Annotated in this window: 15 protein-coding genes and 2 pseudogenes; 9 read left to right on the top strand and 8 right to left on the bottom strand. The window is 36.8% G+C overall.

The features are described 5' to 3' along the window. Positions 1 to 72 precede the first annotated feature (72 nt). Positions 73 to 1,365 carry a sulfatase family protein gene (locus tag PQO03_RS12145; protein WP_274153459.1) on the bottom strand — a complete coding sequence of 431 codons (1,293 nt, stop codon included), beginning with the start codon at positions 1,363 to 1,365 and terminating at the stop codon, positions 73 to 75. Between the two features lie 12 nt (positions 1,366 to 1,377). Continuing rightward, entirely contained in the window at positions 1,378 to 3,423 is a 2,046-nt protein-coding gene (locus tag PQO03_RS12140) for a right-handed parallel beta-helix repeat-containing protein (RefSeq protein ID WP_274153458.1), read from the bottom strand. Positions 3,424 to 3,656: 233 nt separating this feature from the next. Between PQO03_RS12140 and PQO03_RS12135 the strand changes: the two genes are divergently transcribed. After that, complete coding sequence (locus tag PQO03_RS12135) at positions 3,657 to 5,843, top strand: DUF7133 domain-containing protein (RefSeq protein WP_274153457.1); 2,187 nt, start codon at positions 3,657 to 3,659, stop codon at positions 5,841 to 5,843. A 289-nt stretch (positions 5,844 to 6,132) separates the two neighbouring features. Here the strand turns inward: PQO03_RS12135 and PQO03_RS22000 are convergent. The 4 genes and pseudogenes from PQO03_RS22000 to PQO03_RS12110 all read right to left on the bottom strand — a co-directional run. Then, positions 6,133 to 7,452, bottom strand: a pseudogene (locus tag PQO03_RS22000) (sulfatase-like hydrolase/transferase); the annotation flags it as partial. 76 nt (positions 7,453 to 7,528) lie between these two features. After that, positions 7,529 to 8,965, bottom strand: coding sequence for a sulfatase (locus PQO03_RS12120; protein WP_274153456.1), 1,437 nt, complete (start codon positions 8,963 to 8,965; stop codon positions 7,529 to 7,531). Between the two features lie 21 nt (positions 8,966 to 8,986). Further along, positions 8,987 to 10,435 (bottom strand): sulfatase family protein, encoded by a 1,449-nt coding sequence (locus PQO03_RS12115; protein ID WP_274153455.1) that lies wholly within the window; start codon positions 10,433 to 10,435, stop codon positions 8,987 to 8,989. Between the two features lie 40 nt (positions 10,436 to 10,475). Continuing rightward, on the bottom strand, positions 10,476 to 10,910 hold the full coding sequence (locus PQO03_RS12110) for a hypothetical protein (protein ID WP_274153454.1): 435 nt from the start codon (positions 10,908 to 10,910) through the stop codon (positions 10,476 to 10,478). A 170-nt stretch (positions 10,911 to 11,080) separates the two neighbouring features. Here PQO03_RS12110 and PQO03_RS12105 point away from each other — a divergent pair, with 170 nt between their 5' ends. The 7 genes and pseudogenes from PQO03_RS12105 to tnpA all read left to right on the top strand — a co-directional run bounded on the left by PQO03_RS12105 (position 11,081) and on the right by tnpA (position 20,110). Then, complete coding sequence (locus tag PQO03_RS12105) at positions 11,081 to 11,680, top strand: RNA polymerase sigma factor (RefSeq protein ID WP_274153453.1); 600 nt, start codon at positions 11,081 to 11,083, stop codon at positions 11,678 to 11,680. Then, positions 11,680 to 13,758, top strand: a complete 2,079-nt coding sequence (locus PQO03_RS12100) for a serine/threonine-protein kinase (RefSeq protein WP_274153452.1) — start codon at positions 11,680 to 11,682, stop codon at positions 13,756 to 13,758. Before PQO03_RS12105 ends, PQO03_RS12100 begins: the two co-directional genes overlap by 1 nt. Positions 13,759 to 13,848: 90 nt before the next feature. Continuing rightward, a complete protein-coding gene (locus tag PQO03_RS12095) occupies positions 13,849 to 16,902 on the top strand; it encodes an alpha-L-fucosidase (protein WP_274153451.1) in 3,054 nt (1,017 codons plus the stop codon). 131 nt (positions 16,903 to 17,033) lie between these two features. Next, complete coding sequence (locus PQO03_RS12090) at positions 17,034 to 17,450, top strand: hypothetical protein (protein WP_274153450.1); 417 nt, start codon at positions 17,034 to 17,036, stop codon at positions 17,448 to 17,450. Between the two features lie 506 nt (positions 17,451 to 17,956). Further along, complete coding sequence (locus PQO03_RS12085) at positions 17,957 to 18,496, top strand: heme NO-binding domain-containing protein (RefSeq protein WP_274153449.1); 540 nt, start codon at positions 17,957 to 17,959, stop codon at positions 18,494 to 18,496. A gap of 22 nt (positions 18,497 to 18,518) precedes the next feature. Further along, complete coding sequence (locus PQO03_RS12080) at positions 18,519 to 19,226, top strand: rhoptry family protein (protein WP_274153448.1); 708 nt, start codon at positions 18,519 to 18,521, stop codon at positions 19,224 to 19,226. 456 nt (positions 19,227 to 19,682) lie between these two features. Further along, a pseudogene (tnpA, locus tag PQO03_RS12075) lies at positions 19,683 to 20,110 on the top strand (IS200/IS605 family transposase). Positions 20,111 to 20,412: 302 nt separating this feature from the next. Here the strand turns inward: tnpA and PQO03_RS12070 are convergent. After that, positions 20,413 to 21,639 (bottom strand): type II toxin-antitoxin system HipA family toxin, encoded by a 1,227-nt coding sequence (locus PQO03_RS12070; protein ID WP_274153447.1) that lies wholly within the window; start codon positions 21,637 to 21,639, stop codon positions 20,413 to 20,415. Beyond that, positions 21,636 to 21,929 (bottom strand): helix-turn-helix domain-containing protein, encoded by a 294-nt coding sequence (locus PQO03_RS12065; RefSeq protein ID WP_274153446.1) that lies wholly within the window; start codon positions 21,927 to 21,929, stop codon positions 21,636 to 21,638. Before PQO03_RS12065 ends, PQO03_RS12070 begins: the two co-directional genes overlap by 4 nt. Before the next feature lie 231 nt (positions 21,930 to 22,160). Here PQO03_RS12065 and PQO03_RS12060 point away from each other — a divergent pair, with 231 nt between their 5' ends. Beyond that, positions 22,161 to 22,532: a Dabb family protein gene (locus tag PQO03_RS12060; protein WP_274153445.1), complete on the top strand. Its 372-nt coding sequence runs from the start codon at positions 22,161 to 22,163 to the stop codon at positions 22,530 to 22,532. Positions 22,533 to 22,649: the final 117 nt, after the last annotated feature.

Raw genomic sequence — 22,649 nt, 5'->3', positions numbered from 1 at the left:
GGTTCCTCGAGTTCTTATTATTTACGTATGGCGTTTCATTAGGTTTTACTACATCCGCGATGCCTTAGACAACTAGTTGTTTTCATATTTTTTTAAAACTTGTTTAAGTTGTTGACGTATTTTCTTTTCCTCTGGACTCAACTTGTCGTATTTCAATCGGTTTTTTTCTAGGATATCTTTCTGCAAGTTAAAAAAAGGGCCCGACGCATAGAGTTTATAGTCTTTATTCATGGCAAATTGTATGACCTTACTCGCATCGGTACGTTTCTGATACCAGCAATACACCCACTCTCGAACTTGACTTTTCTGACCCTTTAATTGCGGTAAAAAGCTTAAACCATCTAAGTCATCCAACTCTTCCGTGGGTATACTTATATCAGTGGCTTCACAAATTGTTGGTAAAATATCACTAAAGTCAATAAGGTTACTGTTTTTCACCCCTTTTAAGACGTATGACGGTCCGTTTACAATTAAAGGAACGTGAGTACCCGCATCACTTGTTAGGCCTTTACCTCCCTGAATTTCCTTTCCTTGACAACGTGAAGTAATTCCACGAGTTGTACCATTATCGCCAGTAAAAATAATTAAAGTATTTTCGCGTAGACCTAAACGTTCTAGAGTAGCAACTAAACGACCTACTTGTTTATCCATATAAGACATCATATCAGAAAAATATTTAGTGTTATCTTTTCCTTTAAAGCCATCTTTTAAATTATCCAAGCCGATAGCTTCTGGATCCCAATCTTCTGAATCTGGGGTGGGCTCAAAGGGATTGTGCACTAAAAGCATTGAGTAATATAACATAAAGGCCTCGTCTTTATTATCTTCAATAAATTTTAAGGCAAATTGATTCATGCGGTCGGGTCCATACTCCCCGTTTTGATAGTTTTTGAATTTGCCATTTTCCACAATGCCAGGATTAGGGTAGCGACTTTGATTATCATTTTTCATGATTCTCCACAACGAATATTGATCAAAACCAAAATGATAAGGTTGGTCAACACCCCCAGCTAACTGCCACTTACCGACCATACATGTTTTATAACCAGCATCTTTAAAATAGTTCGCAAATGTTTTTTCATTAGGATCTAAATACGCAAATTTTTTATAATTTTTCACATTGTATTTACCAGTCATAATTTGAACTCTAGAGGGAGTGCAAATAGGCTGAGAATGCGCATTCAAAAAGGTCATTCCCCCTTCACTTAACCTGTCGAGATGGGGTGTTTTATATGATTCGCCTCCATAAGAATTTAAGCATTCATAACCCAAGTCATCTGCCATAATTAAAATGACATTCATCCGCTTTGCTTGTGCGAGGGCAATAAAAGTTAATAGCGTAGTAATAAAAAATACTTTTTTCATTTGAATGAAATCCTATTGCTCTAAGCCCATTTCACTAAATGGGAGATCTTTAATATTATTTAATGGTGATTTGATAATTAATTTATTATCTTTAATAGTTATTAGATCAGAATTAGCTTCCACAATATTGTCCTGAAAGGAAAACCATTCTTCTTTCTTTTGATTGATAAATCGGCGCCAAGTAGAGCAAGTAAAAACATTATTTTTAATGACATTACCGATAGGTGCTAAAGGATCTTGCTCTAACATAACTGATAAATTAGGATATTTATCCTGATATATTTTTGATTGATAAGCCGTTTTTTCTAATCTCCCAAACATATCCCAAGAGCCCTGGGCCTTCATTATAAGTTTGCCTGACCAGCCTTTACCTCTAGCATCCAAATGCAAGGCTTCTTTAGCACAATTCAAAAAGAAATTATTGATGATTTGATTATCGCGTCCGCCTCCAAGTAATATGCCTCTTTGAACATTGTTGATCACATTTCCATGAATAATTTGACCTGATGCTAAGTCATCTAAGTAGATTGCGTTTGAACCATGTCTTGCGTGCCCACCACCAATATCATGAATATAATTGTAGCGAATAACAGTCCCCCTCGCAGCCCACTCACGTCCTGTATATATAGCGCCCACATCATCTGCATCATCACCAACATTATGAATTTCATTATATTCTATAAGGTGATCATTGCCACCGTATAAAATCCCTGTATGAGGAGCGTGATGAATGAGATTATGATTTACAGTACTACCTACACCTTGCAGATATATACCTACCTTATAGGTTCTAAACCATTGCCCAAAATGATGAATTTTACAGTTTTTTATTAAATGATTTGATGGTGTTAATGTTTTTAAGTCCCCACTGATAATAGAGATGCCACCACCGCCAATTTCTTTAACTTGAGTATTAAGTACTTGGTGATTCAGCCCTCCTCTAATAAAAACCCCGGAATTACCAATATTTTCTACTACACAATTTTTGATGTGTACATTTGTTCCATTTTGAATAAAAACACCCGTATCTCGAGTATGGGCAATAGTAAAACCATCAAAAATAATATTGCTTGCATTATTAAAATGAATTAGAGACTTATTAAGGATGGATACGTAAACTTTACTATTCTTTATATCTTGATAAGGATACACATACAAAAGTCCGTTTAAACGATCTATATAGTATTCTCCAGGCCTATCTAGCTCCTCTAAAATATTAAGAAAATGATAACGTTTTCCCTTTTTGTAAGCGTACTTACTTTGAGGGGCAGCTATAACTATTTGTTGCTTGTCTTTTTGAATATTTTTTATTTTTAAATATTGATCTGCCCACTCTTCTGACCAGTAACCATGCATCCAGATATCATCTGACTCAGCCCAGGTATTAGGGCGCTGGTGATCATATGTAAAACGGTCAGTAGCAATCCCACGGACTTTACCGGACTCATCAACTTTGGCTTCTTTATTGCCCACATCGGCCACTTTAAGCCAACCTTCATTTGGCCACCGGGCTAAGTGCATTTTTTTACCATCAATAAAAACTTGCATATGAGATAACTTATTGCGCAGGCCAAAGCCGGTCGATTTTATTGTCCCATAATCGGTAATACCTAAGTCTGTGAGATCAGCACAATACACTTTCCCATGAGTACTTGCTGCTAAACGGTCAAGGATCTCTAGATCTGTCACAAGCTTAAAGTTATTGACTTGAGATCCGCCACTTAAAAGTACATTTCCCTGAGCAATGTAATGGATCGGGTTCGCTTCTGTACCAGATGACTCTTCTCCTAAAAATAAGGAACGATTAAAAAAGTATTCTCCTTCAGCAACATTAATTATAATGTTGTGATCCTTGATCAAACTATTATTTTTCAATTGTTGGACTTTCTTGCGCGCTCTAGCTAAGCTAGAAAAAGGCCCCTCCTTGCTTCCGGGCTTATGATCTTTTATCTCTCCAGTCCATTGATCATTTCCTATTGGAGAAACATATATATGATAAGGTTCCCCAGCGAGAATGGTAATAAATCCTGAAACGATGAGCAATAGGTACTTCAACATTATTGTATCCCTAGTTAATTTAAAAATTGGTATATCCTAAATGACTAAAATATAAAAACTTTATAGACAGCTACGCATGAAAATCATGGCTTATTTTATATATCTATACAAATAATGCCTTTGCCGGCGTCTAATTATAACAATAAATCACTTATAGCTGTATAAAGAAAAACCTTTCCATAGACTTAAGTATTAATCACTTTTAACCGATTCTAATACACGAGAGGAAATTTATGCGTTTATTAAGCACCCTTATTATCAGTACTATTACAAGTTTTGCGTGGAGCCAGGGAGCAAATCTTGCCCCCGGTTTATACGATAAAGTTAAGCCGCTTACTCCAAGTCAAAGTATAAAAACCATACAGGTCCCAAAAGGCTATAAAATCCAACTAGTTGCTTCAGAGCCCATGATCAAAGAACCTGTTGATTGTGTTTGGGACGCTAATGGAGATATGTATGTTATCGAAATGTCTACTTATATGCAAGATGCAGATGCAAAAGGTGAATTCAATAAATCCAGTCGTGTCATTAAATTGACCGATGTAAACGGTGATGGTAAAATGGATAAATCATCTGTATTTATTGATAATTTACTTCTGCCACGCATGATATTACCTTTGGACGACAGAATTTTAGTATGCGAAACTAATAACTTAAATATTTACTCATATAGAGATACCAATAAAGATGGGAAAGCCGATGAAAAAACAATTTGGTATCAAGGTGGAGCTCGTAAAGGGAATCTTGAACATCAAGCTAGTGGACTAATTTGGAATTTAGATAACTGGATTTACATAACTAAAGGGCGTGAACGCTTTAAAATCCAAAACGGCCAAGTCATTGTTGAAAAACACCCAGCGATAAAATCACAATGGGGCTTAGCAGCCGATGACGCAGGACATTTTTCTTCTGCTCAATCAGGTGCAGAAGAAAGCTTTCAGTTTTTCCAGACGCCCACAATTTACTCTCAGAGCACCTTCCCGAAGGAACTCGAAGAAGGCTTTAATACCGTTTGGCCAATTGACGACATACCAGATACGCAAGGGGGACTTTTGCGTTTAAGAACTAACAATACTCTTAATCATTTTACTGCCGCTTGTGGTCATGGAGTATACCGTGGAGCATTGATGCCTGAATTTTATGGCAACTATTTAGTCTGTGAGCCAGTTGGGAGGCTCATTCGCATGGCAGAATTTAACCCAAGTACGGTGTTTAAACAGTTAAAAAACTCCTTCCCCAAAAGCGAATTTATCCGTTCTAGTGACGCCAACTTTCGACCTGTAAATGTTAAGACAGGGCCTGATGGAGCTATTTACATAGTTGATATGTATCGCGGTGTTATTCAAGAGGCAAACTGGACGACTCAAGGGACTTATTTAAGGCATATAATTGATAAATATGGCTTGGCTAATAACATACAACGAGGGCGAATTTATCGTTTAGTCCCAGAAAATCATAATTCTAAATATCAGGCGCCTCAACTTTTGAATCTAAGTTCTCAAGAACTCCTCCCTTTACTCGCTTCAAAGAATGGATGGATGCGAACGACAGTGAGAAAAATATTAGTTTTGCGATATCAGCAAAACTTAAAAAACATATACCTTGAAGCTTTTTATAAATCTCATAACACTCAAGAAAAGATTGAGATTTTATGGACTTTAGATGGTATTGATAGCATTGATTTTGAGCTCATCAAAAATCTTATTTTTGGAGACAATCAACAAATAGCCCTTCAAGCACTACGCATTAGTGACCGTTGGTTAAAAAACGATTCTCGAATACACGGAATCTATGAAAAAATTTATCAAGATTCAGCCACTAGTGAAATATTAGCACAAGTATTTTTAAGTCTTAACAAATTTGGCTCCCGTGATTTTTCCTCACCATATTTAGATAAATTCATTGAAAAATATGGATCAGACCCCCTCGTCAAACTCAACGTAGGGCAAAAAGAAAAAGATCTAGATGACAACAGAAAACATGCAGAATTTCTAAAAGCCCTAGAGGGCAAAGGACCCTTTTTTCAACAAGTCATGAAAAATGGTGAAAAACATTATAATTCTTTATGTTTTGCATGCCATGGCAAAGATGGACAGGGCGTAGCAATGGCAGGAACAAGCATCACTCTAGCACCAGCTTTAAAAGGCTCTAAAAGAGTTCTTGGCCCACATGATGCTTTAATTAAAATAGCTTTACACGGCTTAATTGGACCAGTCGATGGTAAAACATATCCTGGCGCGATGGAATCTTTAGCCTCTCATGATAACCAATACATCGCAGATGTACTTACCTACATCAGCAATTCGTGGGGAAACAAATCTAAAATCGTCACTTGGCAAGATGTTCGCCGTATAAGAGGACGATTTAGTAACCGAAAAAAACCATGGTCATTACTAGAAATAGAAAAAGTCAGTAAATAAAGGAAGTCACAAGTAGGAGATCCCCGTAAAAATTCCACTAACTGATGTATTATTACGGTGATTAATTATAAGACTATTAAAAGGCATGTTTAACAGCTGGATGACAGAAATACTTTGCCACTTTGTTTGACTGATTTTGAAGTTTTCTCATAAAGCTAAGTGTGTTAGATTTCAGCTCTTTCTGGTTATGAGGGATTTTATACTTCTTGAATTCACAGTCTTTGGATGAATTAATTCCATTAGAGAAAATAAAGACCGATAAGAGCCTCGACACTTCTATTAAAGAGCATTATTTTTGTTTCGTAATGCTATGGGGATCCGTATAATTTTTGATTGTATTAATAAGATGATCTGGAACTTGATTCAATTTACTGTTTTGATCCAAAGGATGTTTAGTTTTCAAAAAGGGGATAGGACCTCCAAAAACTAAAAAATCATTTTGATCTTTCATCCATTTGGCTAATTTATCTTTCAATTGTGTAATAACTGCCTGGTAATCAGGGTCTGTTGCTAAATTTTTCAGTTCGTGAGGGTCTTTGTTTATATCAAATAACTGAAGCTCTGGAATATCCTTATATTGTAATGCACCAATAAGCAGGAATGGATGAGTATTTTGTCCATTTACCGCCTTGTCTTTATTTAATTTGTCGAGTGTATTAAAGCTGACTATTAACTTATACTTTTCAGTTCTAATACTTCTTTGAGGAAATACTTTACACTTCCAGATCCCTTGATTAGTTGCCACCCCAAATACTGCTTTATTATGTTTTTGAGCCTTATTAAACAGTACCTTTTTAAAACTACTTCCATCTAAACCTGTAACGGCTTTCCCTCCCGCTATATCAATAAACGTAGGCAACACATCAACAAAGCTAATCATCGCATCAGTTCTAGCGGGCTTAATATGACCTGGCCAACGAACTAAGAAGGGCACATTCAAACCCGCATCATAAACTGTGTATTTAGCTCGATTACCATTGCCGTGATCCGTAGAATAAATAAACACAGTATTGTTTTTAAGCTTATATTTTTCTATTAGCGCCAAGACTTTGGATAACTCTTGGTTTTTATTGTCAATATTATCAAAATATCCAAGAGTAGATTTTATTCTTTTGTTTTGTTGAAATGGATGAACTGTGATATCATCGAAAGAGTACTTAGAGTCCTTAGGGTAAGGCCCGTGGGGTAGGCTGGAAGTAATAAATAAACAAAAATTTTTGTTAGCTACATTTTTTAAATACTGATCAATCTCTTCAATAGGTATCGTTGAACCTGAATTGTCATTATTTTTAACTGAATTAAATTCGTAATTCCATTTTATCATATTACGAGGACTTACATGCTCTTTGCCAGCGCGGATTAATTCATACCCCAAGGGCGCTAAAAATTCTACAATAGTCTTTGTCCCTTTGCGAATTTCTGTATGATTAATAAACAAACCATTTCTTATCGGATAAAGACCTGTGAACAAAGATGCTCGGCTGGGAGCACAAATAGCTTGTGTTGTAAAAGCGTTGTCAAAAACAAGACTCTCTTCCGCTAGTTTAGCAATGGTCGTATCTTGAATTGTCTTGTTACCATAAATTGAATAATCTAATTTGAGTTGATCATCGCTTAAAAAAAAATAAAATTAGGTCTATCTGAAGCTAAACAAAAATTACTTATCAAGAGGAATATCAGTAACTTCATTTAAGTCCCCATTGTTGATTTATCATTTCATGTAATTCAGCCTGAACTATCTTTACCTCTTCTTTCTTTGCAATGTTTCGTGATTGCAAAGGATCGTTTACTTGGTCATATAGTTCTTTAAAAATAACTTTATTATTTTTTACAAGACGCCATTCAGTGTATCTAAAATAAGCAGTTCGTACAGAGTAACCCATTATTTTAGAACCACGATTATACTGTGAGAAAGCGGCTTTTTTCCAAGGTGTATTTGGCTTCTTTAGTAAGGGCGCAAAAGATGTGCCTTCGAGAAAAGTAGGCACTGTAAAACCACTCAGGTCTACTAAGCTAGGATATATATCTACCAGTTCTACTAAAGCATTAGTTCGCACACCTTTTACCTTCATCCAAGGTGAAGATATAATAAGTGGTACTCGAGCATCGATTTCCATATTTGAATGTTTAACCCATGAATCGTATTCACCTAACTTAAAACCGTGGTCACTCCATAAAATAACAATCGTATTTTTGTCTAAACCAGTATCTTTTAAACTTTGTAAAAACTTACCAATTAGCGCATCTATATACGATACTGACGCATAATAACCATGCTTAAGTTTCGAGCTCATTTCAGCGCCTAAAGAGCCTTCTTTTACAACGCCATGATAAGATCTAACTTCGCCCGATTTAGTTAGGGTCAAACGTGGATGAGAGTCAAGGGGTCGATGAGATATTGCTGGAGGATCCAATTTATCCTCCTCGTATAGGTCCCAGTATTTTTTTGGTGCATTAAAGGGGAGGTGTGGTTTTGAGAAGCCCAAAGCTAAAAAAAAGGGCTGCTTCTTTTGAACAAAGCCCTTGAGTGCCTTTATGGCTAATTTTGTATTTTCTCCATCGGGGTAAGCCTCATCGGGTACATCCGCAGATTCATATGCAGGGCCCATAGTTGCAAAACGAAATTCATGACCTTTAAGTTTTTTTTCTTTTGCAGCTTTGACCTGGTTCTTGATTAGTTGCTGATTTTCCGCTCTTTGATAGAGTGAATTTTTAGACATAAAATGCTTTATGCTCCAAGATCTAGGATCATCTAAACTATTGTGATATATCTTCCCAAATCCTTGAGTAATATATCCTTTTTGTTTAAAGAACTGCCCCAGTGTTATAACATCTGGCACGGTATCTCGGAAGTGAGTTGTTAAATCAAATACTTTTGTAGATTGTGGTCGAAGTCCAGTTAATACACTTGTTCGCGATGGAGAACAAATTGCAATCTGACAATAAGCATTATCAAAAATCAGACCGTGTTTAGCTAAGTTATCGATATGGGGAGTCTTGATTTTATCGACACCATAGCAAGCCAGTTCATTACGCAAGTCATCTATAGCAATAAAAATGATATTTGGTTTATCATTTCCAAAAATAGTTAATGTGAAAATTATACTTAATAAATACTTCATTCAATGGACCTAGAATTAAAGTTAATGCCCATCAGGGTTAGTTATTTTTTTTTGTGCCTCTTGACTAAGATTTTTAGCTTGATCAAGATTTAAGGTGTCATCCATATCGAGCATTAATTTTTTTAGCTTTTTCGTCAGTTTTTTGACTTTGTTAGCATATTCAGGGTTCTTGGCCAAGTCAATCATTTCGAATGGGTCTTTCGCTGTATTGAATAAACGATATACCTGTGCATTTGGGTACACGATTAACTTATAATCACCATCTTGAATCATGCGTTGAGTATGAGTGTATTTCCCGTAAATAAGAGGGTATTGTTGTTTGCGCTTTTTATTAATTAAAGGCATGACGCTATTAAACTGAACATGCTTTGGTTTATTGATACCTGCTAAATCTAAAGTGGTTGCCATGGCATCTTGCAAATATATAGGCATATCAAATTGCTGTTTGGCTTTGATTTGCGGGCCCGCAATAAAAAAGGGAACTTGCATACTATGGTCGTACATACATTGCTTCCCCACTAAACCATGACGACCAACCGCTAAACCATGATCTGCAGTAAAAATTATGTAAGTGTTATCTGCCATACCACTATCATCTAAAGCTTTCAGAATTCGCCCTATTTGCTCATCCATATGTGTCGCAAGGGCAAAATATTCTTGACGGTGAACTTTTACCGCATATTCAGTTCTAGGCATGGGCATAAGGTATTCATCTCGTAATGAATGTGGAACTCCCATAGGCTCTGCATAGGGGTATGAACTAAGAAAGTTTTCTGGGATTTTTATTGAATCAAGGGGGTACATATCGATGTACTCTTTTGGTGCCTGCCTTGGATCGTGAGTAGCATTGAAGGCAATATACATGAAAAATGGCTTATCATCATTTTTTGCCATCTCAATAAAATCGACACCATGATTAGCGACGACTTCTGACCAATGAGTTCCCCCTTCCCAAAAACCACCTTTGGTCTTATCCCACGGTTTCCATCCTTTTGCATAATGCTCTGGTGACTTAGGCCTATTATAAGCTTCCGGTTGATTGTGGGGAAAGGTATTGGGCATACCTGGTCTTGCATCCCGCACAACATCAAAGCGAGGTTTACCAGGCACATGCCATTTCCCTGTCATGTATGTAGTATAACCATTATCACGCATGATTTCAGACCAATGAGGGTACTTATTTATTCCTTCTTGAGCGCGATTAACAAAGAGCCCTGAATTTAACATAGAGCGACTAGCCATACATACAGCGCCATTCCAAGCACCCATGTTATAGCTTCGATTAAAGCTGGCACCAGAAGCCATAAGTTTATCTAAATTAGGCGTTTTGCAGACATCTCGTTGCATTGCACCAATTGTATCTAAGCTCATGTCATCGGCAAAAATGAACAAAAAATTGGGGTGTTTATTTTCTTTTGCTTGGAGAGTCCCAAACATTAACAAACAGGGAATTAAGAGGTATTTAATCATTTTAGCGCCTATGAATTGGAATTCGATTTTTGTAATAAACTTAGATTTGTACTTTTTTGTGAGTTGCTAATTTTGCTTTGCGAGTGAGCGCCATTTGTTGCTCAAAAGCCGGGCTCAGTTTAGCTAAAATAAGTAGTTGTTGCTGATAGCCATCTTCTCGTTGCTTCCATAGTGCCACAAATTCTTTATTTGATTTTATGAGTTCTTTAGTGTATTTATTGAATTCTGTCCATTTTTGAGACTTTGCTAAAGAAGCAAATTCTGGATGAGCGCTATCAATGATGGCAAAGATCTTGATGTGGAGTTCTGATAACTGACTATTAACAGCCTTTAGTTCTTCATTGTTATCTTTATGTTCATTTAATAATGAGGTTCTCATTTTATTTTGTTTTGTTTGTTCTTGTTTGTAAGTTTCTTGAACTCCCGCAAAAGAGGTAATGCTTAGGGTTAAGAACAATAGAATAAGTTGCTTCATCAGATACCTTGATTTAATTAATTATAGTAATAAATATACTTGCTGTATAATACAGACCTTCATAACAGTCTTTTTTAGACAAGGGGATAAAGATTTTTTGAAAACTTTTATATTTCGAGTTTTCACTATCGGTTAACAGATTTTTCAAAATGAGAATATGTACTAAAATTATGGATGATATATATAAAACGCGCCTTACGCTTTTAAAAAAAATTCAAGATAAGAATGATGAAGCTGCTTGGGAAGAATTTATAGAAATTTATAAAAATTATATTTATGCCATCATTCGTAAAGTGGGCGTCCCTCAAGACGATATTGAAGATATCATGCAACGTATCATGATAAAAATTTGGACCCAGCTTCCGAAAATGGATACCGATGAAATCCGTCGTTTTAGAAGTTACCTAGGTAAAATTTGCCAAAATGCTATTTTTGATTTTATTAAGATTAAAACAACACAAGCTCAACGGATGGAAAATATTGCATCGAACCCCGAGGCCTCCAGTTTGAAAACTATGGACCTTCCCGAAATCAATGAAATCGCACAACAAGAATGGGAACAGCACCTGAGCAACTTAGCATTTGAAAATATCAGTACGCAATTTTCCGGTCACGCAATTGAAGCTTTTAAAATGTCTATGGAGGGGCTTAGTTCAGAAGATATTGCAGAAAAACTCGGTATAAAATCACATTCCGTTTACCGCTTGCGAAGCCGAGTAAAAGAACGATTAATTCAAGAAGTTCGTCGTCTAAGGCAAGAACTTGAATAATGGCTAATCCCGCCAAACTCAATGCTGAACAAGATCTAGATATCAATGCTTTAGAACAAGGTTGGCAAGCGAAAATTAATTTAGCCTCATTTTACTCTTCGGATAAAAGTGATTTGAACGATCAAGAAAAACGTTTTATTTCTCCCATTTATCACTCTTTAATAGAGCCAAAAACGCATTACTCCAAAGAAACTTTTCTCGCCGAAGGTGGGGAAAAACGAATCTATAAAGTCTACGATTCAGCGGCCGACCGTTGTGTCGCCATGGCAAAAGCTCCAAAATCATCCTTAGATAGTGAAAAAGAACATTTTTTACGAGAAGCTAGATTAACCGCGGCCCTTCAGCACCCCAACATTATCAGTATTTATGATATGGGCATAGATTCCAATAATGACGTCTATTTTATTATGGCGCTACTACAGGGACAGACTTTAAAAGAATTAATTAATGAACTTAAAGTCTCTAGTTCAACAAGTAAGTATTCACGACTCGAACTCTTGCAAATATTTATGAAAGTTTGCGACGCTATTGCATACGCTCATTCTAGAAAGGTTGTTCATCTTGATTTAAAACCAGAGAATATAAGTATCGGCTATTTTGGGGATGTCACAGTCTTCGATTGGGGCCTCGCGCAAGTCATAGATAGATCATGTTCTAGCTCAGAAATCAAAGTTGATAATGAGCTTACGCTAGATGCCGAAACCTTGAATGACTTTACTATAAAAGGTAAACTAAAAGGGACACCGGGATTTATGTCCCCTAATCAAGCTGAAGGAGGCTCTGCTACCTTTAGTGATGATATATATTCGCTCGGAGTTATGCTGTATATTATACTAGTACATGAATTGCCATTACAGACGAATTGTTCAGATTTAAAAACAATTATAGCCCAGACATTAAAGGGTAAGATCACCCCTATTAACGAATATGACAATAAACTTCCAATTGGCTTATGCGCAGTTGTTCACAAGGCATTGAGCTTAGATTCTAATGACCGATATAAAGCTGTCTCTGAATTAAGACAAGACTTACAAAACTACCTAGATGGCTTCGCAACTGCAGCGGAAAATGCGAGTTTCATCAAACAAATTAAATTATTAATCAAGCGTAATCAGCGCCTGTCTCTTCTCATGGCTTTATTCCTTATCCTGATAAATTTAATCATTTACACAGCATTTCAAAAACTTGATAAGGAACAAAAACAAACACTCAACAATTTTAAACTCTACAAAAAACAGGTAGCAAGTACACATAAACTAAGCAATGAAATTAGAGGTATTATTCATCAGAGTGGATGGATCCAAGAAGTAGACACTATTCAGTTGATGATTGGTAAGCTGGATGAAGCTCTCCTCTTAGAAAATTCCCCCCAGGAACTAAAGAAGTTGTGGCAAAAAAAGGGAGAATTCCACTTCAGTCTAGAAGAATTTAATCAAGCATATCATTGCTTAGAAAAATCTGGCGATACAGCTCTTTCTCAAGTAGCTCAGCGCTTTGGTAAAATAAAACCCAATGACAATATACTTTTAACTGGGAATCAACTAAGTCTACTATTCGCGCAAAATACTGTGCAGCTTGGCAAAATGCTTTACTACAAAGTTTTCTACTTTCACACTAAAAGAATGAAGCAGATTTATCCTGAACACTATGTCTCTGCCGTAAAAAATCTCTTGGACTTATTGAATAATGTAAGTCACGAGGATGTGGATTCATTACGTTTCACGATAGGAAATACTTTTAATCACTTGTCTCTTCAGGGGACTCCATACTCAAACTTTATGTTGCCTCTTCCAACTGATAAGTCCCTTAATGTTTTATCTGTCTTAAATTTAAATTCAATCGATATTTCTAAATCAAAAGTTGATGATTTAGAAGCGCTTCTTGGCCTCAAGCTACCTTATGTACAATCTGTTGATCATTACTTTGGCTATAAAATCAAGGTTTTTAGTGATCTCATTGGCGTTAAAGAAATTACTTTAAACCCCAAGCTTTTTAGTAAAAGTGATCTTGCTTACTTTCGTACTAAATTCAAAATTAAAGAAGTCGCTTCAACTGAATATTTTAAGCGGCATAAATAAAACTATCCTTTTTTTTCTGGTGCTTGTCTAAAGCCACTCTGATGTTTAGTCATTAAGAATAAACAAACACTTTATTACAGAGAGAGCTCTATGAAATCATCCCCTACGCTACTTATTTACATTGCTTTTTTCACCAGCCTCATAAGTCAAGCAGAAACAAGCAAGCCAAATATCTTGTTCATCATGTCAGATGACCATACCAGTCAAGCCATTGGCGTTTATTCCAGCCACTTAGCCAAGCTCAACCCCACTCCTAATATAGATAAATTAGCTCGTGAAGGCGCCATTTTAAGCAACACTTTCTGTACTAATTCGATCTGTAGTCCTAGCCGAGCGAGTATTATGACGGGCCAATATAGCGCTGTAAATGGAGTGTCCATTCTAGCTCAGCCATTGCCCCTAGAGAAGCAATTCTTGGCAAGTGAAATGAAAAGTGCTGGCTATCAAACTGCCGTCATCGGCAAGTGGCATTTAAAATCACGCCCAGAGGCCTTCGACTATTATAAAGTACTCAAGGGCCAAGGCGATTATTTCAATCCATCATTTTTTCTTAAAGGACAGAAAGAGATGGTGAAGATGCAAGGGCACAGTTCTGACTGTATTACTGATTCCGTATTAGACTACTTAAAGGTAAGGGACAAAACCAAACCATTCTTCTTGAAATATCACTTTAAAGCACCCCATGACATGTTTGAGAATGCCCCGCGTTACGATACGTATTTAGAGGATGTAGACATCCCAGAACCGGAGAGCTTATGGGAACAAGGTAATCACGGATCAATTGCGACACGTGGGCACAATGATGAACTAAAAGCAAAAATCGGCACATCTGTTGGCAAGCGCAATCCGCGCCGCAATATGGGCTTAGATTTAAACAATACCTTTCCTGATGAACAAATTGATTCTAATTTATCTGACAAAGAATATAAACGTCAAGCCTATCAAAAATATCTTAAAAAATACCTCCGCTGTGTCAAAGGCGTGGACGATAATATTAAACGTGTAGTCGATTATTTAAAGCATGAAGGCCTCTACGATAATACCGTGATTATTTACACCGGTGATCAAGGCTTTATGCTTGGCGAACACGATTACATTGACAAGCGATGGGCCTATGAAGAAAGTATGCGCATGCCATTTATAATCCGTTATCCAAAAAGCATTAAACCGGGCAGTACATTTGATTTTATGACTGAAAATGTCGATTTTGCTCCCACTATGTTGGATTTTGCAGGTGTAGCGACACCCACATATATGCAAGGGACCAGTTTCAAAGACGAACTAGAGACTGGGAAAGAAAATGAAAATTCAAAGCAAGCGGCTTATTATCACTATTGGATGAGCATGTTTCATCATGACAACCCAGCCCATATTGCCATTCGTACAAAAACACACAAACTGATTTTGTTTTATGGCTCTGCTTGGTCTAACGATCCACTCACGCCTCCAGCGTGGGAGCTCTACGATTTAATTAATGATCCTAAAGAAATGAATAACATCTATAATAAACCGAGTAATATCGAGCTTATTCAAGACTTGAAAATTCAGCTTAAAGCGATGCGTAAAAAGTATAAAGAAGACGATCAAAAATACCCCTTCAATGAGATTATTGAAGATTACTGGGATTACGATAAAGAAGATCAACTTAAGGCAATTCAAATATCAAATAACTACGCTAAACAGACAGCCAGACCTCGCTACGAAGCTAATTGGGACTCGTTGAATTCACGCCAAGCACCCCAATGGTATAGTGATGCAAAGTTTGGGATATTTATCCATTGGGGCCTTTATTCAGTTCCTTCTTATGCGCCAAAAGGTCATTATGCTGAATGGTATTGGTATGATCTTATTTCTACACCACCAGAGGGTGTTAAGCACAAGATTTATCGCCATCAAGAAGTTAATAAGTTCCATGATCGCGTCTATGGCAAAGGCTTCCCTTACAAAAACTTTCGTGATCAATTTAATTGCGAAATGTTCGAGCCCGATCAATGGGCGAACATTTTCAAAAAATCCGGTGCAAAATACATTGTTTTAACTTCAAAGCACCATGATGGTTATACCCTTTGGCCAAATAAGCAGGCGAGTAAATCATTTGGCATGCCATGGAACTCTGTCGATTCAGGTCCAGGACGTGATCTCTGTCAAGAGTTAGCTGATTCAGTTCGCTCCGTTGGAGGTGTGAAAATGGGTTATTATTATTCACTCTGGGATTGGTTTAATCCCTACAATGATAACATGAAAGAAATTCGCTCTGGAAATAACAATCGTTACAAGAAATATATAAAAGAAGTTTTTTATCCTCAGTTCCGCGAACTCGTGGAAAAATATAAACCTGCCTTACTTTTCTCCGATGGGGATTGGTTAGCCGATGATAATTATTGGGAAACCAAGCCTCTTCTCGCACAGCTCTATAATAGTGCAATCAATCGTGATGAAGTCATCATTAATGACCGATGGGGTAAGGGTCGTGGTAAAAATGGGGGCTACTTCACCACGGAATATGGCTCTGGCTTTGAAAACGTAGATAAACCTTGGGAAGAAAATCGCGGCATGGGCCATTCTTTTGGATTCAATAGAAATGAGGATTTTACTCAATATAACAGTACCAAAGAATTAGTGTTCATGCTCGTTGACTTAGTCAGTCGCGGAGGGAACTTATTGTTGAATATTGGACCTACTGCTGATGGTCGCATACCTGTTTTTATGCAAAATCGCCTTATTGAAATAGGCCACTGGTTAGACGTCAATGGCGAAGCAATCTATGGGACTAAAACCTGGGAAAAATCTTGCCAATGGAGTGTAGGAAAAATACCTAAATTCAGTACGTCAAATTATAAATCAGGCTTCCCTATTTTCGAAGTAACTCTCAACCCAAAACCAGGTAACGCTCATAAACAACTCTACTTCACACAAAAGGATCAGACTCTTTATGGCTTAATGCCAGTATGGCCAAGTAGTGGAAAAATAGAAATTCGTGACCTCGAAGTAAGTTCTAATTCAAAAGTAACCCTGCTGGGCGTAGAAGGTGATCTACAATACACTAAGACTGCAAAAGGAGTAGAGATCACCCTACCTCAACTCAACCCGACGCGTCTACCATGCAAAGATATTTTTACACTTAAAATTACACAAATTAAATAAAAGTATCATTCTAGCTATAGCCATCTTCCTATAGGTATTTATGAAGGTGGCTTACGCGTGCCGAGCATTATTGAATGGCCTGCGCATAAAATCAAGGGCCGCTCATCAGTAGCGATGTCAGCGGTATTATTATGGGCACAGAAGACGAACGTAAAAAGCCCATAGGTTTTTGGCATAACTTTCAGTCGGGTCAAGGCACCTGGAGCGACAAGATTCTAAAAGCGATCATGAAAAAACAAAAAGCCAATAGTCCACTCCCACACGATGCTTTGCGAATCAATAAAGATGTCTATGACTTCCCACAATTCCCTGAAGACTCCGTAACAGGTCACGCTGCATGGAATGACTGGCCATGGAAACTCCATCGCATTAATGGCACGAAATTTGAACTCTATAATTTACAAGATGATCCCATGGAGACTAGAGATTTATCTCGAAATGATCAACATAAGCAGCGCCTTGCAAGCATGAAAAAAGAGCTAGACTTGTGGATGCGTTCCGTCATCAGGAGCCTCAATGGTCAAGACTACGCCACTCCCATTAAATAGCATTTTTAACTATTAATTTGGCGACAATATAGATGGAATATATGAGTCAAATTAAAGGTCGTCATCATATATCTAATTCAATGTCTGATTAATAGCTTAAAGGACTAAAATTTCTTGTTTTTGAAAAAAAGGGGGCATGATTTACACCCTCGAAGAGGGTGAATGTACTTAGCTCACAGCACTATTCCCATTGCTTCTCTAAAGCCTTTTACCTCAGTCCTCGCGAATACCGCAAAGAGGTTCTCTCTGCCTTTAAAAAAGCCCCACTTAAAAAAGCCTCTCAAGTCTCCGCAGAAATTGCCTGGGGTTTCACTAGGATTGATGAAAACAAATCTCTCTGAACAAGCTTTTAAATAATAAACCTCATAAAAAACACTAAAAAAAATTAGATAGTTGACTTCATGAACGTTAAGTAATATCTTTTGAGATGTAATGTTTAAATTAATGTAACAATGCCATTTGATTGTTGTATATAAACGATAACATCACAGAAATTATGGAGATAAATGATGTATGGATTGATAGGTATTGCTGTAAAAAAATTAGTAGAAACAGAAATGGGTGCTCAAGCATGGGTAGAAATATGTGATAAAGCTGAATTTCCTGAGAGAGATTTCATAAAAACTGATTATTATGACGATAAATTAATATTTGAATTGGTTCAGCAAGTTAGTGATAAATTAAACACAAGCACTGACGAAGTACTAAAAAAATTTGGTCATTATTGGATAGATTTTGCTATATCAGAGGGATATGGTGAAGCATATAAAATTGGAGGAAATTCATTTATAGATTTCCTTAAGAACCTAAATAAATTACACCTTTATGTTGCTACCTCATTTTCAAATTTACAGCCTCCACACTTTCAGGTAGTTAATGAAAGTGAACAGGATTTTGATCTGATTTATAGATCAACGAGAGACGGGTTAGAGTTTATGGTTATTGGTTTAGTTGAAGCTCTAGCTACGAAATTCAACAAAACTATCAGTATTACTGACGTGATCAAGGATTCAGAAAAGGTATTACTAAAAGTTAAATATATTTAGTATGATACACCGAGATGATTATGTGAAAAAATTTGGAATTAGTTATGATTGGTTAAACAAAATTTTTCCCTTTTATTTACTAATTTCTGATGAAAATAAGGTTTTAGACAAGGGCCCTGGTTTTAGTTGGTTAGATGTAAAATTTGAACTTGATGATTATATATCAGATACGTTTACTCCCTTTTATTTTTTTAAAGAATTAACATATGATTTTATTAAAAATGATTCAGACGAAGAGGTCGTTTTTAAAGATCATCAAAACTCTATAACTATAAAAGGGAAAGCCTATTTTTTTTCAGATGTAAATTCAATGCTTTTACTAACAAGTATATCAATACACAATCCAGACATTACTAATAAGATACAATCAAAAAACTTTGAGCCTTATAATCAAACTCTTGATATGTTTTTTTTGAAAGCAATGCAAGAAGCAGAGTCTAAAAAAAGCTTAAATCTCATTAGAAAACTTGAAAAAAGGGCTAGAGATTTAGTAGAAGAAAATAAAAAAATATCTTCAGGGCGAGTCTTTGTTAATGGTGAGAAAATAAAACAAATCAGGCAGTCAAAGTTAATGAGTGTAGATAATTTTGTCAATCAAAGTATTAATCGTAAATGCCCTCTTTCATTATCTACCATCAAAAGAGCCGAAGCTGGAGCCAAAGTTTATTTTAAAACTGCTCTAGACATTGCCAATGTTCTCGATGTAAACATTCAAGAAATCCTACAATGATTATTCACCCTCTTTTACAAACTTTAATACGATGAGATTTTTTAGGTAAAAATCATTAATGAATTGCATTATTCCCTTAATAAAATAAGTCATTACATAATATGCTCTTCCTTCAATTGGCCAAAACAGCCGCAGGTGCAGAATGAAATTTGATAGTTTCTGGAGCCTTAAATAAATCTATACGCTATCTCAATGCTTAATCAAATAAATTATAGTATTTCACTCCATGAGCGTGGTTTTACGAATTAAACCCTTGAGTAAAATCACTATAGACTTCATTATCAACTTTCTAAGGAGTAATTCATCCTTTTATCACCCCAGAAAGTACAAAATCCATTTAAAGGATTTCTGCCCATCGGCAGCCATTTATTAGTCCCCGGACGCGGGTGTAAAACCTTCCACTTTAGTGGAAGGCTTTATCATAAAAAAGCGCGGAATTTGAGGTATGCTACTTAGATAAAAAGAGCAAGAAATGGACATCATACAGTTACCAAGTTAAGTGTACACATAGTTTGGGTTACCAAATATAGATATAAGGTTTTGACAGGCGATCTCAAGCTTAGGTGTAGAGAGTTGCTGAGACAAGGCTGTGGAGCACTTGATGTTCGTATTTTGAAAGGAGCCGTTAGCACAGACCATATGCACATTGAGTATCCACCGAATGTAAGTGTGAGCGATATAGTGAAAATGTTGAAAGGTCGGAGTTCACGTTTGCTCCAAAAAGAATTTCCGCATTTGAAAAAACAATATTGGGGTCCGCACTTTTTGGCAACAGGCTAGATGCATGGAGTACAGGTGACTTGACCGAAGAATTAGTTAATGCGTACTTAGAACACCACGGTAAACCAGATGATGCTAGCGATGATAATTTTATTGTTGAATGACAATACCCCGGACTTCCAGTCCGGAACCCCTGTACTTTAGTGCAGGGTCGTTGAGTTCTACTAATTGATCTCTATGAATTAGTAGCCAAGAATGAGTTTGAGTAGTGAAGAATGCGAACAGGTCAAACAACTCTTTTCACAATTTATTCCTCGGCTCATTTCTCTTGACACCGCGGAATATCGCAAAGAACTTCTCAATGTCCCCCCTTAAGAAAACCTCACAAGTCGCCTCTGCAATTGTCTCGCGTTTTACGAAAATTTTCAAACTCCATTAGGCCTTATTTTATACTTCCTTTTGGTATTTATAGTCTGAGACGCTTGAGATTTGCTTGAATGTGCTTATCAATCATTTGGATCTCTTTAGCTTCAATTTCGTATTCTTTTGCTAAGCTCGAAAATTGATTAAGTGATTCAGAGACTTCTTCAATTGTGCTTTTTACTTTTTTGACTGAAATCCCAGATTTCTCCGCCAGTTTGACTAAGCCTTGCCCCCTGGGATTTTTGCCTTCTCCGCAAATACTCATACTATGCTCACCACCTGGACCACTATTAAAAGTTAAATCATAGGACGGTGCTGCTGACCACTCTTTGTCATAGATGAAGGAAAAATTCTTCACATGGTCATCGCGATTATGACTAGCAATATTAAATACCGCCTGCCTAAAGACTTGTTCCACATCTTCTTGATTTTTTGTTAAGACTCGAGTGACTTTAAGTAGATCTAAATAATCACTTGAAGGAATACGATAATTGGAATGAATTAAGTTCCCAAAAGTATGAATATGGACCCGCTTGCCTGCTTTACGATCAAAGCGTTTAATCCCAAAGTAATAAGATTTATCAGCACTTTTATAGAGTCTCGTCTCAGGCATTCTTAACGCTGCTTTTCGCGCCATTAGTGAGTAAATATACTCAAGCTTCCCGGAATCGTTGTGCTCATTAGGCGCAATAAACTTTAAAATCCACGCTTCAAAGCCATCCGGTAAAATATCTGCCGTGATGATTTCATCACCCTTAATTCCTGCTAAAACTTTGGGCCGTGCGCCCCCAGGACTGCCTCCATGGTGGAGCAATTGAGGCAATACATCGCTAAGTGAACCTTGCCAGACTTTCTCTACTTCACCAGTCATGACTTGTAAATCTAGCACTTCTTGCAATACATCTTCGGACTGCGAGCAAGGGCGATAGCTTAAGGCACCCATCGTTCGTGAACCCAAATAAGCCAAGCGATCCAGTATCGACAAGTGATTAGGATTAAGCCCCTGTTTACGAAACATACGATCCATTAAAAGAAGTCCCCAGCCATCCGGTAAAGAATCATCAAATAGACCAAAAACTTGTCCAAAATCATAATCTTTAAATTCATAAAGACCCGATTTAGGAGCTAATTTAAAAGGAGATAACCACAAGGGCTCAGATAAAAAGTCACTTGCGTACTCAAAGTAAATTTTTCTATCCTGTTCAGCTAAAGTTCCAATGAGTTGTGAATCACTTTCACTTTGCTGATAATAAACCTCTAACTTTTTCATAAGCGCCCCCGCTGCGGTTTATCTTCACGAACTTCCAAATCTTTCAGACTCTGTGCTAAAGGAGCTTTAAATATATTCTCGAAATCATCTAAGTGATCGAGAGCAAAGGCTAGCTTCAATAACGACTCAAGAGAAATAAGACCACTTTTCTCAAAACGACGCAAGGACGCCAAACTCACTCCAGAGCGTTCAGCTAAGGTTTGCTGCTTCCAAGCCAGAGCTAAGCGCCTAGATTTCATTCTCTGAGCTAAATTCAAAGCCACTTCATCTGGAGTATCTAATCTATACATAATATATTATCAATTAGTGGTTAAAAATTCACATAAACGTTAATATATTACTACTTATTAGGATTGTTTTCAAGTTTCTAGGCTCATTTATAAGCCTTTTCGAAGTATCTAGATCTTTGCGAAAAGCGCAAAACTTATCGTTTTTTACCTATTTTTTGCGAGTTTTCTCCTATTCAATTTATTGTGGCGGTGGCCTATTAAAGCATCGTAAATCCTTATGGAGATAATCTTATGTATAAAGTAATAATAATTTTAATGGTCGTCATTATGAGCTCATGTTCCACTCTAGAAAATCAAGCGAAGCCGCAAGTTCAACATATTGTCATGTGCTGGTTAAAGCCCGGTGCCTCACAGACCGAATTTATCCAAGCAGTCAAAGGTCTTAAAAAAATTGAAGAAGTACAAAATGTTTCTATTGGTACAAAATTAGAGAGTGTGGAACCCGTCGCTGACAATACTTTCGATATCTCCTTCATCGTCACTTTCAAAAATAACGACGATCTAAAAGTCTACCTCGATCATCCCAAGCACGTCGAAGCCGTGAAGACTACACTAAAACCTGCCCTCGCCAAAGTCGTCGTCTACGACTTCCAGGAATTATAAGGTTTCACCTAAATCCGTGAGCTACATTAAGTTAATCTCGAAGGGATTCAGGTTTTAGACTTACTTCGCACGATAAATCGTGGACTACATACATAAGGGTATGTAGTTCAAACTTTA

The organism is Lentisphaera profundi, from assembly GCF_028728065.1.
GTDB classification, from domain to species: domain Bacteria; phylum Verrucomicrobiota; class Lentisphaeria; order Lentisphaerales; family Lentisphaeraceae; genus Lentisphaera; species Lentisphaera profundi.
This window is presented reverse-complemented; position numbering and strand designations above follow the sequence as displayed.